Below are 12,527 nucleotides of genomic sequence, written 5' to 3'. Positions count from 1 at the left end.
TGGAGCGCGATGTCCTCAAGCGATGCATGGTCCTCTGGGTGAAGTGACCGAGACTGCTCCGGAGGAGCTGGTCTCCTTCATCGGTAACCAGAGGAGTGACCGACGGTGCGCGACAGCAGAAAGCCGATGATCATGCCGAGACTGACGAGTGCCCCGGTCAGCCAAGCGGCCAAGGGACGTTTCATGACGGCGAGCGCCAGAGCCACGGCGAGCATGACGGCGCTGCCTACGGCGAACAGGACGCCGATGTAGAACTTTTCCTCAAGGTGATCAGGAATGAGGAGCGTGTGCAGTATCGCGTTGGCGACAGCACAGCATGCTCCGAGTCCTCTCAGGGAAGCATCGGCTGCATTGGTGGAGTTCATCGCGACTCCTGGGCGCTGAGGCCTACGCGGCCTGGACGCGGAAGCAGGACCGGGCACGCTTACTGATCTTCTACGCAAGGGGGGCGCGCCCGCGATGAGCGCGCCCTCTTGGGTTCCAGCGACGCCCGCTACTAGCGCACGATGATCACGACAGGTCCGCCGTCGAATCAGTGGCCGAAGCGGAACCCACCATGGTCGAATCGGTGATCGAAGCGGAACCCGCCGTGGTCAAAGCGGTGGTCGAAGCGGAATCCGTGGTCGAAGCAGCGCCAGTCGTCGCCGAAGCACCGGCTGGTGGTCACGTGGGTGTGCACGGCAGGCGCTGCTGCTGCAGCCGTGCCGGCTGCACCCATCGCAGCACCGCCGGCCATCAGAATGGCGGCTGACGTCGCGATGAGACGCCTAGCGCCTTTTACTCGCATGGTGAATGCACTCTTCCTTCTGCCGCGTCGGCCCGTGTGGCCGGGCCGGCGCGGTCTTGGCGGAACGGAATGAATGACCGCGGCCGCAAGGAAGCGGCACGATCGTGGGCGTCGCCCCGCGCGTTCGAGGAGCACGTCTCGCATCCAAGATCCTCGCTGCACGGGAACCAGCCGACCAGGGACGTATCCCCAGGTTGCAGCCGTATTGGGTTACGTAATCGGCGCCTTTCTGGATTGCCGTTTTGGCGGAAGAATCATGTGGCAGGGCCTGCCGGAATGCGTCAGAGACTCAGCGTGACAGCGGCACCGATACCGCCGAGTCCGAGGGCGAAGGCACCCTCGGCCCAGCCGCCGGCACCCCATCGGAAGAACCGGTCAAGGGCGAGCCGCCCGGGACCTATGGTGGCGATGGACAAGGCGACGACAGCGATGCAGACGCTGTACTCCACCCCGCCGTCCGTCTCCCACAGGCCGTGGGCACCGGTCACGGTTGTCATGGCATTGATCATCACGCCAATCAGGGCGGCGGCCGCGAGCGGGGTGAGAAGCCCCACGGCCAACCCGAGGCCGCCGAGGAATTCGGACAGACCGCCGATCGCGGCGAAGACCTTCCCCGGGCGGTAGCCGAGGGCAGCGAATCCCCTGCCGGTCGCCGTCAGCCCCTTGCCACCGAAAATCCCGAACAGTTTCTCAGCGCCGTGTCCGGCCATCAGCAGTCCGAATGTCAGCCGGATGAGTAGAAGCCCCCAGTCGGAAGGGGATGACCTCGACCTGGCGGTGGGGCGCTCTGCCGCTTCGGCAGGGGTGGAAGCAGGGCGTATGTAACTCTTCGCTAGGTAACTCTTCGCAGCCATGGGATGCTCCGGTGAGCACGTGAACGGGGTGCTTCCCCAGGCGCCGAGCCATTGATCAATGGTGAGCACCTGCTCCCCATCGCGGATGGTTGCTTCCAGACCGCGGTCTGCCCCGTCGGCTCACCACCCGCAGGCGATTCCGGATTCCGAGGCGCCCTGGGTCACGTCGTCCGCGCGGAGTTCGACGCAGCACGCGCCGGGGCGCGGGGCGAGCACCGCTGTGTTCTTGTCGCTTCCCAGGCCGTGCAGATATCCGGCCAGGAAGGCCTGGTTGACGGCGCAGACCAGTTCCGGGGCCTTGGCCGCCAGGGGGTGGAAGGGGCAGTTGCGCAGCCGCAGCAGGGTGGGGGCGGTGCGCTCCGGCTCGTACCCGAACTTCTCAAGCATTTCGGCGGCCAGGCTCAGCCCTTGCTCGGCGCCGAGCCGCCCGGGCTGGACCTGTTCCCGCTCCGCGCCGCCGAGGGTTTCCCCACGCCGATACGCCACGCGGAGCGCGGTGTCGCGGGCCGCTTCGCCCTCGGCTTCGGTCAGCACGGCTTCGGTGAGGACGTCGGCGAGCATGCCGTAGCGGCGCTCAGGGATGGTGACCGCAATCGCCTCGGCCACCGGCTCGTACACCTTCGGCCTGCGGCCGACCTTCCGGATACCTGTGGATGATCCGTAGTGGGCTTGGAGCAGACCCACCGACACCAGCTTGTCCAAATGGAATGCCGCCAGCTTGCGGGAGATGCCGAGGTCGTCGGCGACCTCCTCGCGCGTGACCGGACGCCGCTCCTGCCGAATGAACTCGAACATGCGACGACGCAGCTCGTCGCCAAGGGCGGCAAGAGTGGACAACGAGACGTGATCCAATCCCACGAACACATCATATCGCTAAAAAAAGTGGGCGAAACCCTGAATGCCCTATTTCTTGGGATGAAAATTTTCATCTTGCTGGGGTCGCCAGACGACCTACAACCCTTGCGGCAGCCACTTTGGTTCTTGATGCCCCGCTCGACCAGCCAAACAGGCAGAGGTAGGCGCCCCCTCTCCAGCGCCGGTGCCGCGGTGCGCCTTCGCGGCGCCAGTCGATGGGCCTACAGGAGCCGGAGGGGAATAATGGAATTCGACAGAATGTGACGGCCGCCTCCCGGACAGGCATCGTGACGATCACGCCCTCTGGCGGCGAAGCCGCGCGGGCCGCAACCGGCTCCCCGAGCCCGCCAAGCCGAATCCCTGATCTCCATGGACAGTCCCCGCAAGAACTCCACACAGCCCGGTACGGCCGGCGCGGGTGGGCTGTCCGCGGCCCGACCCGCGGTGATCGCCAAGGGACTGACCCGCCGCTTCGGTGCCCTGACCGCCGTAGACCACCTCGACCTCGAAGTCCGCAGCCAGGAAGTGTTCGGCCTGCTCGGCAGCAACGGGGCGGGCAAGACCACCACGATCAAGATGCTCATCACGCTCTTGCCGCCCTCGCATGGCACCGCTCGTGTTGCAGGCTTCGACGTAACCGCTCAGGCCGCGGGCGTGCGGCGCTCGATCGGCTACGTCCCGCAGATGCTCTCGACCGACGGCTCACTCACCGCATGGGAGAACCTGAGCGTCTTCTCCCGGCTGTACCACATCCCGTGCCGTCAACGCCGCCAGCGGATCGCGCAGGCACTGGCGGCCATGGGTCTCGAATCGGCTGCCCACCAGATGGTGCGGGAGTTCTCCGGGGGGATGGTCCGCCGGTTGGAAATCGCCCAGGCGATGCTGCACCGGCCCACCGTGCTGTTCTGCGACGAGCCGACGGCGGGGTTGGACCCGGCGGCCCGGCGCAGGGTGTGGCAGCAGATGCGGGGCCTGATCGCGCAGGAGGGCACTACATTGCTGCTCACCACGCACGACATGGAGGAAGCCGAGGTTCTCTGCGACCGTGTGGCCATGATGCGACGCGGCCGGCTCGCGGCTCTGGGCACGCCCGATGAGCTCACGGCCTCGATCGGCCCGGACGCCGGCCTGGAAGACGTGTTCGTCGCATACGCCAAGGACCAGGGCGAGGCAGAAGGGCGGTTCCGCGATGTCGCCCGCACTCGGCGCACGGCGTGTCGCCGGGGCTGACCACGAGTCCGGCGGCAAGACCGGGCCCTGGCATTGGGTGCTTACCATCGCGCGCTTCTTGTCGGAGACGGTGGCCATCGCCGACGTCGAAGTCCGCAAGCTGCGCCACGACCCGCTGGAACTGCTCGCCCGCGCGGTACAACCGGTGCTGTGGCTGCTGGTGTTCGGCCAGGTCATGGCCCGCGCCCGGGCCATCCCCACCGGCGGCCTCCCCTATCTCGACTTCCTCACGCCGGGCATCCTCGCCCAGAGCACCCTGTTCGTATCGATCTTCTACGGCATCGCGGTCATCTGGGAGCGTGACCTCGGAATCCTGCACACGTTCCTGGTCAGCCCCGCCTCGCGGGCCGCGCTCGTGTCGGGCAAGGCGCTCTCCGCAGGGGTCCGGGCCCTGGCTCAAGGGGTGATCGTGTACTTGCTCGCCGCGGCCCTGGGTGTCCACCTGCGCGCCGGGGTGGCCCCGCTGCTCGGAGTGGTGGTGATCCTCGTCCTGGGTGCGGCGGTGTTCGTCACGTTCTCCCTGGTCATCGCTTGCTGGGTGCGTACCCGGGAGCGATTCATGGGCATAGGTCAGATCCTCACCCTGCCGATGTTCTTCGCGTCCAACGCGATCTACCCGATCTCCCTCATGCCCGGCTGGCTGCGCGCTGTGGCGCACGTCAACCCGCTCAGCTACCAGACCGACGCGCTACGTTCGCTCATGCTGTCCCAGGGCCAGTCCGCCTTCGGCCTGGGCACCGACATCGCCGTGCTGGCAGGTGCAGTCGTGCTGCTCGTCGCGGCAGGCGCCCGCCTATACCCCCGCGTGACCCGCTGACCGGGGCCGCGGCCTGGTTGCCGCCTGCACGGCCGGCGCGATGCTTCCCAACACCTTCGGTGCCGTCCCGACTCGACACATGCCACTCAGATAGCCCTGGCGCCCGAGGTAACGCGGGCCGCCTGGCTTACTACTCTTAGCAACGGAGGCCGTGCCCAGCCGCTGGGACTACTGCCGCCCGCCCCATCACGTCGGAAATGTTGTCTGGGCCGAGGTGCCCACCCAACCGTCTAGCCAACTATTTGCTACGTGCCACCGCGCGGCAGTCCAGCGAGCCGAGGCATGGCCGCCTATTAATGGGTTACCGATCGGAGTTAGCCGGTGAAAGAGAGGTATGTACATGGTCGACGAGTCCCCCAAGGATGCCCCGCCTGCGTTCCCCCAAGACACCTTCGTCCTTCTCCCATCAACCCGAACACCCCTACTCCATGGCGGTCATGAGTCCGGGGAGGGCGACGGCCCGGCGTCACCGGCCCCCGGCAGCGCCGCCGCGACCGGGACCGGGCAGTAGCGATGGCTCCCGGACCCGGCGGCGGCCCGCACCGCACCGCCATCAGCCGGCGCACGGTCGTGCGCGTGCTGCTCCAAGTGGTGACCGCGGCCGCACTGACCGTGAACGCCTACGTGCACGCCGATCTCGCCCACGCCTTCGATCGGGTCGGGCAGCAGATCAGCCAGGGAATGCTGTTCCGCCTCGAAGCCGCCGTGGCGTCCCTGGCCGCGCTGCTGGTCCTGCTCCTCGGTCGCCGGCGGCCGGTGTGGGCGTTCGCCTTCCTGGTGTCCGTCTCCGCGCTGGGCGCCGTGCTGCTCTATCGGTACGTGAACGTGGGCACGCTCGGTCCGCTGCCGAACATGTACGAGCCGGCCTGGTGGCCGAAGAAGAGCGCCAGCGCGATCGCCGAGGCCGTCGGCGTCTTGACGTCGCTCGCCGGCTTCCTGATCACCGGCCCGCCGCGCTCTGCGTCCACTCGGGCCGGCGCTCCTCGGGGCGACAAGGCTGACGGCGGGGGCGGCTGATCACATGCCACGCCTCGCCCCGCGCACCGAACCCCGGGGGCTGCTGTGGCTGCTGCCGCCCTTGGCGGGACCGGCGGCCTCATCTGGTACGGCCGGGTACACACCCCGGAGCACCGGCGCAGCTTCTTCGGGGCGCACGGCCCCGCCGTCTTCCTGCTCAAGTCCCAGCTGCGCAACGCCCTGCTGGGACTGGATCCAGTTGCTCCTCGCGCTGTGGATGTACGGCCGGCTGCCGGGCCTGCGCGCCGCGCCGCACCCGGTGGGCACCGCGCACCGCCTGATCGGTATGTTCGCTTTCCTGTTCTCCGTCCCGATCGCCCAGCAGTGCATCATCGCCTACGGCGTCAGCCTGACCGGGCCCCGCGAGGCGCTGCACTCGCTCGCCGGCTGTTTTCTCTAGGGGGCCTTCGTCGCCAAGGTCGTCGTGGTGCGCCACCGCCGCTGGCCGGGCTGGGCGCTCCCGCTCGCCGGTGGCGCGCTCGTCACGGTGATCGCCGGTTCGCGCGAAAGCCGTTCCGTTCCTTCGGGGCGTTGGTGCCGCCGGGCTTGAGGGGCCCGGCGGCGCCGCACCTCGCAGCCGGGGGCGGCACCGACCGCCGGCACCGGGGCGACGTTGGCCGGCTGCGGGCCCGGCCCGCAAGCACGCGCCTTGTATCCATGCGTGCGGCCGATGTCCTAAAATGCGACATATATGCTACGACCGAAAAAATTGAACGTCTGGCACATGGTGCTGAAGGCAAGCGAGAGGAGTGCCTCGTGATCGCCAAGCTGCTCGCCAAATTGTCCTTCACCCGCAACTACGGTGCGTACGGGGCCCACGACTGGGGCACGCACACCGGCGACGACAGGGTGTGACCACACGGTCGGCGGGCGCCCCCGGGCTCCCGCCGGCTCTTGGCTGCGCTGCCGACGATATCGGCCTGACTGGTACGAGAAGTCAGGGGCGATCCCATGGGCCGAGTGAATGAGCCGCCGCGGTTGCCCGGAGGCAGCTTCGCGGCCTGGAGCCGCGACCGGCTGGCACTAGCGCGCCGTGGCGCTGACGAGTGCGGGGACGTCTGGCAGCTGGAGTCGGGTGTCTACGTAGCCGCTACGGCCGGGGTGTGTGAAGCGGTCTTGCGTCGTGCGCAGGACTTCCCCAAGCCGTCCTCGCCCCTCTTCCCGCCGTTGAAGCGGGCCGGCGGAGCGCCGATGCGCGAGGAGCGTGCGCACGCTCGCGCCGCCCGCAGGCGCGGACTGCGCCCGCAGGCGGTTGCGGCCCGGATCGGTGAGATCGCGCCCGGGACCGCTCGATTTGCCGACCAGTGGCCCACGGGCCGGGACGTCGAGATTCTTCCCCTGGTCCGGCCCGTCCTGGCAGAGATCGGGGTGCGCTACCTCTTCTCCGAAGACGCTCCCGCCCTCCTGCCCTTCGCCTGGCAGCTCTTCGTGGCCCGGGAGGTGCTCGTACGCCCCTCGCACTGGGTGTGGCCGCGCTGGGTCCCCACACCGGCACGGCGGTTCCGCACACGGCAGCAAATCGCCTTCACCAACGCTTTGCGGCCCATCGTCCGCCGGCGCCGTTCATCGGGCCGGCTCGGTGACGACGTGCTGGGACAGATGCTCCGGCCCTCCTCCCGCTACGGCCCGCTGTCGGAAGAAGTCATCCTCGACACCGTCCCCGGAATCACCGTCGCCACTTTCGAGACACCCTCCCGGGCAGCCGGATGGATCCTGCTCCACCTGGCCCGATACGCCCAGGCCGCGGACCGCGTCGCGGCCGAAGCCGCCCTGCTGCCCGCCGACCCGGCCACGACGACCAGCACCCACCTCGACAGCCTGCAATACACCCAGGCACTGGTACGCGAAGTGCTCCGACTGCACCCCCCAAGCTGGCTACTGACCCGGCGCGCCCCGCGACAGACTCAGCTCGCCAACTACACCATCGACGCCGGGTCCACCGTTCTCGTCTGCCCCTACACCGCCCACCGCGACGCACGGGAACACCCCGAGCCGGACCGGTTCCGGCCCGAACGCTGGCTCGATGATTCGGGCTCGCCTGCGAAACCCGGGGTCTTCCTCGGCTTCGGTACCGGGCCGCACGGCTGCGAGGGAGCCGCTCTGGCCATGGCCATGCTCACGCTCATGACCGCGCAGACCGCCCGCCGCTACCACTTGAGCGAGCCGCCCGGCGCGGAACCCGGCTACCGGGTCACCACCTTCGAAGGTCTGGCCACCGCCGGCCTGCACCTGCGTGCCACCTTGCGCGGCTGAGGGCAGTCCTGCTTTCGGTGGCCGGCCGCCTCCACCCGCGAACAACGAACGTCGATCAAGTCGGAGTGCCGTTCCACACGCGCCTGGATCAGCGGCTCATGGTTCGCTCATCGTGTGTCGCTGGTCGAACTCGTTGACGAGCATGCCCATCATGACGAGGTCGTGGTGCCGGCCGGCGAAGAAAACGTGTTCTCGCAAGCGCCCCTCCTCGGTGAAGCCGAGCCCACGAAAAAGTGCCAGCGATGCCTCGTTGTGGGCCAAAACCGCCGCCAGGCATTTGTGATAGCGCCGCTCGGCGAACATGAAGCGCAGCAGCAGCACCACGGCTTCCGTCGCGTAGCCCTTGCGCCGGTGGCCGGCGCTGATGGTGATATCGAACTCGAACCAGCCTGAGCGAGGGCCGGTGCGATGTGAGCCGACTGTACCGACCAGCTTTCCCGTGGCCGTCGCTTCGACCGCCAACCGGAAGCGGTCGTCATGGCACTCGGCAACGGCCTGCTCCTTCGCCCAGGCACGGTAACTCTCGGCGGACCGCGGCAGATCCAGCCGGCCCCCTCGCGGCCCGTCATCGTCGGCGAAACGCGCGAACGCCGTCCAGTCTTCGGGCTCGACAGCGCGCAGGCGTACCCGATTACCGGTCCAAGACGATGCCATGCCCTATTTGATCACGCTGCTGTGCGCGCGAGGCCGACAGGCACGCCGAGGCAGGCGCTGCCCGCCGTGCTCCGTCTCACCGCTGATCGTCGTCCTCGTCCGGAGCAACGGGGTCGTGCAGCGGGCGCAAGTCCGACTGCGTCAGAGAGGGTCGTGCCGGTGCTGCCGCGCTACTGCTCTTCGGACTGAACTGAGGTAGAGCTGTCATGGGGCGGGAGGTCGGGGCAGCTCATGGCGGTACTCGGCGTCTCGCTGCCGTGCCGCGTACGCCGGTTCTCCACCAAGGTACGCCGCTGTCCAGCGTCGTTGATGTCAACGTTGGATGTCAGGGGTTCGTCTCCCGGGCCATCGGACTCGCCGTTATCGGTGCCGCTGTTACGCTGATTTTGTGACGGTTTTCCGGCGTACCATGCCACACGGTTTCCGTCGAAACGGCAATCCAAAAGAGCGCCGCTTGCGAAACCAAAATGCAGCAGCACCAGGGATACGTCCCTAGTCAGGCGCCGATCGCCTGAGCCGCGATGATCAATTCTTTCCATGGGGACCCGACGAGCGCGGTGCACCCCCTCGCACTTCGCAGGGGTGGGCAGCGGCCGGATCCCCCCTCGTTGCGCGCCGGAGTGGCGCCGGCTTGAGGGTCTGCAGCTCCCACTCCCCTGTGGAGGTAGGGGTGAAAGTTGTCGTTGATCTTTCCCGATGTGCAGGGTATGCGCAGTGCGCGTTCCTGGCTCCGGAGGCGTTCCGGATGCACGGTGAGGAAGCGCTCATGTACGACCCGAACCCCGACGACGCCCAGCGCGACCAGGTGCTACGCGCCGCGGCGGCCTGCCCGGTCCAGGCGATCCTGGTCGACCAGCCGGAGGCGCGGCACGCACCGGCGGAGGCGTCGCCCTCATGACCAGTGCCGACAACCTGCGTGCGTTCAAGCGCGATGGCCGCATCGTGGTCGTCGGGGCTTCGCTGGCGGGACTGCGGGCCGCGGAGGCTCTGCGAGACGAGGGTTTCACCGGATCGTTGACCATGATCGGTGACGAGTTGGGCGAGCCCTACGACCGGCCTCCCCTGTCCAAGCAAGTACTGACCGGGTGGGTGCCAGCCGGGGGCACCACTTTGCCCCGCCGTCGTGGCATCGATGCGGAGTGGCTGCTGGGCGTGCCCGCCAGCGGGCTGGACCTCGCGACGAACCACGTGCGGCTGGCCGACGGACGCGAGGTTCCCTTCGACCGGGTGCTGATCTCCACCGGGGTCCGGGCCCGGCCGTGGTTCGTCGAGTCCGAGGCGGCCCTGGACGGAGTGTTCGTCGTACGTACCCGCGAGCATGCCGAGAGCCTGCAGCGGGCCCTCGCCGCCGGGCCCTCCCGTGTGCTGGTCATCGGTGCGGGATTCACCGGCTCCGAGATCGCCTCCGTCTGCCGCGTGCGGGACATCCCGGTGACCGTCGCCGAACTCGCGCCGGCCCCGCTGGTCGGGGCGCTCGGCGCCATGATCGGCGAGGTTGCGGCCGACATGCAGCGCGCTCACGGTGTCGACCTGCGGTGCGGTGTCAAGGTCGCCCGGCTGGAGGGCGACGCGCAGGGACGGTTTCGCCGTGCTCACTTCGACGACGGCAGTACGGTCGACGCCGATGTGGCGGTGGTGGCACTCGGGAGCATCCGCAACACCGAGTGGCTGCGGGAGTCGGGACTGGCGGCGGGCGTATGGGGAATCACCTGTGACACGGGCTGCCGCGCCCTCGACATCAACGGCCGCGTCACCGACGACGTCTTCGCCGCGGGAGACGTGGCACGTTGCCCGAACCCCATCTACGAATGCCGGCTCATCTCACTGGAGCACTGGGCCAACGCCGTGGAGCAGGCAGAGGTCGCGGCACACAACATGGTCAGTGCCCAGGCGGACCGCCGGCCCCACCTGTCCATCCCGCTGTTCTGGTCGATCCAGTTCGGCGTCAACATCAAGTCCGTCGGCGTGCCGACCTTCGCCGACGAGGTGGTCGTCACCCAGGGATCGCTGGACAACCACCGTTTCGTCACCGCATATGGCTATCAGGGCCGCGTCACAGCTGCCGTGAGCTTCAACAACGGAAAGTGGCTGGACCACTACCGACGGTTGATCGAGACGGCCGCACCTTTCCCACCCCCCTGCCCCACGCCGGACCAGCCGGCCGACATGAAACCGGTGCCCGTCGACTTCCCCGGCCCCGCCCTGCTCGCGCAGGGCGCCACGGTGATCGTCACAGGCCATGACCCGGGTGAGCGCCGCGTCACGGCCGTGCACCAGCATCGGCAGGAGGAAAGCCAGGCGACCACGACCGGGACGCCCGGCACGCTGCAACGGATCTTCGACTACTCCGTCCGGGCCGACCCCTACCCGCTGTATGCCGAGTTGCGCAAGACGCCGGTGGCTCGGCAGGAGGACGGCAGCTACGTCATCAGCACCTATCGCGAGATCACGGACATACTGAATGACCCGCATCTGAGTTCCGACCTGCGCAATCTGTCGCGTCCGATGCCCCCAGCCGAGGAAGGGGCCACGTCGTCGTTCATCCACATGGACTCGCCCGAGCACGATCGCCTGCGGCGTATGGCGATGCGTCACTTCGGCCCCCCGCACACTCCTGGGCTGGTGACCGGACTTGAAGGCTTCCTGACCGCCACCGTCGGCAGCCTGATCGACGATTTGGCGGGCAAGGAGCAGATCGACATCGTCGACGATTTCGCCTTCCCGTTCCCCGTAACCGTGACCTGTCACCTGCTCGGCGTGCCACGCGAGGACGAGCCGAGGTTCCACCTCTGGGTGAACGACATCATGAACTCGATCGACTACAACCCCAAGACCGACCCGAAGGAGAAACTGGACAAGGGCGTACAGGCCCGCAAGGACTTGCGCCAGTGCCTCGGCGAGCTGGTGGAACAGCGCCACGGCCGGCCGGGAGACGGCCTGCTGTCACGGCTGGCCAACGACGACGGGCCCGACGGTCGGATGGCCGACGCCGAAATCGTCGCCACCGCCAGGCTGCTCCTCATCGCCGGCCATGAGACCATCGTCAACCTCATCACCAACGGCATGCTGACGCTGCTGCGCCACCCGCAGGTGCTGCAGCGACTGCGCGACGAACCGGACCTCGTCGTGCCGCTGGTCGAGGAACTGCTGCGCTACGAGCCCGCCGTGCACATCATTCCCTGGCGGGTGGCGTACAGCGACGTCACCGTCGCCGACACCGTCATCCCCCAGGGCTCGCAGATCATGCTCATGCTGGCCTCAGGCAGCCGCGATCCGAAGCGCTTCCACGATCCGGACCGTTTCGACCCGGATCGGCATGACAACCAGCACCTGGGGTTCGGCAGCGGCATCCACCTGTGTTTCGGCGGCCCGCTGGCCCGGCGGGAAACCCAGATCGCGCTGACCGAGCTGGTACGCCGGCTCGACCGCCCCAGGCTGGTCGCCGACCCACCGCCGTACCGGCCCAGCCCCGTCCTTCGGGGCCCGATCCACCTGGACATCGAGCAGGGTGACGAGTGACGCGGCAGCCGAGGGCAGTTGCAAGGTCGCGCCGCGGACGGCCCGGCCGGCTCTGCGTTCGACAGCACCGCTACCCTCCTCAGCTCCCAGCCCGTCCACCGTCTGACCGCCACGGCTCTCCAGCCAGAGCGAGAGCGGCATCGCCTCGCAGACCACTGCCCACTCCGCATCCGTCATATCCGACGGACAGCTCGGCCGCCTGTCCGGATGGTTGCCTGCGTTCCCGAACCGGTGCGCAGGCAGTCACACGGGTGACAGAACTGGAACCGGCCGGCGCGAACCCGTACAACGGCCGCAACAGGGCCTCCTGCGTGCACGTTGGTCTCGACAGCCCCGAGCTACACGGAAGGCCCTGCCTTCAAGCATGCTGGGCCAAGAGATCACTCGGCCGAACTGTCACACTCGAACCGACGTTCACCGTGGTCGATAGAGCAACGGCTTCTGATCTTGATGTTTAACCTCGGCGGTTCACCTGACCCGCTGATCTTGGTTCGTTCCCGGGACAGCAGGACGGCCGTTCTTCACGCTTCGAGGTGTCGAG

At 68.1% G+C, this 12,527-nt stretch carries 11 protein-coding genes and 2 pseudogenes; 9 read left to right on the top strand and 4 right to left on the bottom strand.

All coding sequences use genetic code 11. From position 1 onward, the window contains the following. Positions 1 to 77 precede the first annotated feature (77 nt). Positions 78 to 365 (bottom strand): hypothetical protein, encoded by a 288-nt coding sequence (locus ABZ818_RS40800; RefSeq protein WP_361426833.1) that lies wholly within the window; start codon positions 363 to 365, stop codon positions 78 to 80. Between the two features lie 170 nt (positions 366 to 535). Here ABZ818_RS40800 and ABZ818_RS40795 point away from each other — a divergent pair, with 170 nt between their 5' ends. After that, positions 536 to 751, top strand: coding sequence for a hypothetical protein (locus ABZ818_RS40795; RefSeq protein WP_361426830.1), 216 nt, complete (start codon positions 536 to 538; stop codon positions 749 to 751). Between the two features lie 317 nt (positions 752 to 1,068). Here the strand turns inward: ABZ818_RS40795 and ABZ818_RS40790 are convergent, their stop codons facing one another. Both ABZ818_RS40790 and ABZ818_RS40785 read right to left on the bottom strand, forming a co-directional pair. Then, positions 1,069 to 1,641, bottom strand: a complete 573-nt coding sequence (locus ABZ818_RS40790; protein WP_361426827.1) for a DoxX family protein — start codon at positions 1,639 to 1,641, stop codon at positions 1,069 to 1,071. A gap of 120 nt (positions 1,642 to 1,761) precedes the next feature. After that, positions 1,762 to 2,499 (bottom strand): helix-turn-helix domain-containing protein, encoded by a 738-nt coding sequence (locus ABZ818_RS40785; protein ID WP_361426824.1) that lies wholly within the window; start codon positions 2,497 to 2,499, stop codon positions 1,762 to 1,764. Between the two features lie 441 nt (positions 2,500 to 2,940). On the opposite strand from ABZ818_RS40785, the gene ABZ818_RS40780 reads away from it, so the two are divergent. From ABZ818_RS40780 to ABZ818_RS40760, 5 genes and pseudogenes are all read left to right on the top strand, one after another. Next, positions 2,941 to 3,726: an ATP-binding cassette domain-containing protein gene (locus tag ABZ818_RS40780; protein WP_361426821.1), complete on the top strand. Its 786-nt coding sequence runs from the start codon at positions 2,941 to 2,943 to the stop codon at positions 3,724 to 3,726. Between the two features lie 58 nt (positions 3,727 to 3,784). Continuing rightward, positions 3,785 to 4,543 (top strand): ABC transporter permease, encoded by a 759-nt coding sequence (locus ABZ818_RS40775; RefSeq protein ID WP_361426818.1) that lies wholly within the window; start codon positions 3,785 to 3,787, stop codon positions 4,541 to 4,543. Between the two features lie 513 nt (positions 4,544 to 5,056). Further along, positions 5,057 to 5,560, top strand: a complete 504-nt coding sequence (locus ABZ818_RS40770; RefSeq protein WP_361426815.1) for a hypothetical protein — start codon at positions 5,057 to 5,059, stop codon at positions 5,558 to 5,560. Between the two features lie 4 nt (positions 5,561 to 5,564). Then, positions 5,565 to 6,110 (top strand): annotated as a pseudogene (locus tag ABZ818_RS40765) (DUF6529 family protein). Between the two features lie 566 nt (positions 6,111 to 6,676). Next, the gene (locus tag ABZ818_RS40760) at positions 6,677 to 7,813 is read left to right on the top strand and encodes a cytochrome P450 (RefSeq protein ID WP_361426812.1); all 1,137 of its coding nucleotides are present in this window, start codon (positions 6,677 to 6,679) and stop codon (positions 7,811 to 7,813) included. 96 nt (positions 7,814 to 7,909) lie between these two features. On the opposite strand, the gene ABZ818_RS40755 is transcribed toward ABZ818_RS40760, so the two are convergent. Beyond that, complete coding sequence (locus ABZ818_RS40755; protein ID WP_361426809.1) at positions 7,910 to 8,467, bottom strand: GNAT family protein; 558 nt, start codon at positions 8,465 to 8,467, stop codon at positions 7,910 to 7,912. Positions 8,468 to 9,137: 670 nt separating this feature from the next. On the opposite strand from ABZ818_RS40755, the gene ABZ818_RS40750 reads away from it, so the two are divergent. The 3 genes and pseudogenes from ABZ818_RS40750 (at position 9,138) to ABZ818_RS40740 (ending at position 11,986) form a co-directional block, all read left to right on the top strand. Beyond that, positions 9,138 to 9,365, top strand: coding sequence for a ferredoxin (locus ABZ818_RS40750; protein ID WP_361426806.1), 228 nt, complete (start codon positions 9,138 to 9,140; stop codon positions 9,363 to 9,365). Further along, positions 9,362 to 10,732: pseudogene (locus tag ABZ818_RS40745) on the top strand (FAD/NAD(P)-binding oxidoreductase); the annotation flags it as partial. The gene ABZ818_RS40750 and the pseudogene ABZ818_RS40745, both read left to right, overlap by 4 nt. 240 nt (positions 10,733 to 10,972) lie before the next feature. Next, on the top strand, positions 10,973 to 11,986 hold the full coding sequence (locus ABZ818_RS40740) for a cytochrome P450 (protein ID WP_361426836.1): 1,014 nt from the start codon (positions 10,973 to 10,975) through the stop codon (positions 11,984 to 11,986). The last annotated feature ends 541 nt before the right edge of the window (positions 11,987 to 12,527 follow it).

This window comes from Streptomyces sp. NPDC047453 (genome assembly GCF_040643155.1).
Lineage (GTDB): Bacteria > Actinomycetota > Actinomycetes > Streptomycetales > Streptomycetaceae > Streptomyces.
Note: the sequence above shows the minus strand (reverse complement) of the source record. Positions and strands in the feature narration are given on the sequence as shown.

What these genes read in the sequence shown, in the direction of transcription:
- ABZ818_RS40790 (WP_361426827.1), bottom strand. Translation starts at nt 1,641, where the DNA reads ATGGCTGCGAAGAGTTACCTAGCGAAGAGTTACATACGCCCTGCTTCC.
- ABZ818_RS40800 (WP_361426833.1), bottom strand. Translation starts at nt 365, where the DNA reads ATGAACTCCACCAATGCAGCCGATGCTTCCCTGAGAGGACTCGGAGCA.
- ABZ818_RS40770 (WP_361426815.1), top strand. Translation starts at nt 5,057, where the DNA reads ATGGCTCCCGGACCCGGCGGCGGCCCGCACCGCACCGCCATCAGCCGG.
- ABZ818_RS40755 (WP_361426809.1), bottom strand. Translation starts at nt 8,467, where the DNA reads ATGGCATCGTCTTGGACCGGTAATCGGGTACGCCTGCGCGCTGTCGAG.
- ABZ818_RS40740 (WP_361426836.1), top strand. Translation starts at nt 10,973, where the DNA reads ATGCCCCCAGCCGAGGAAGGGGCCACGTCGTCGTTCATCCACATGGAC.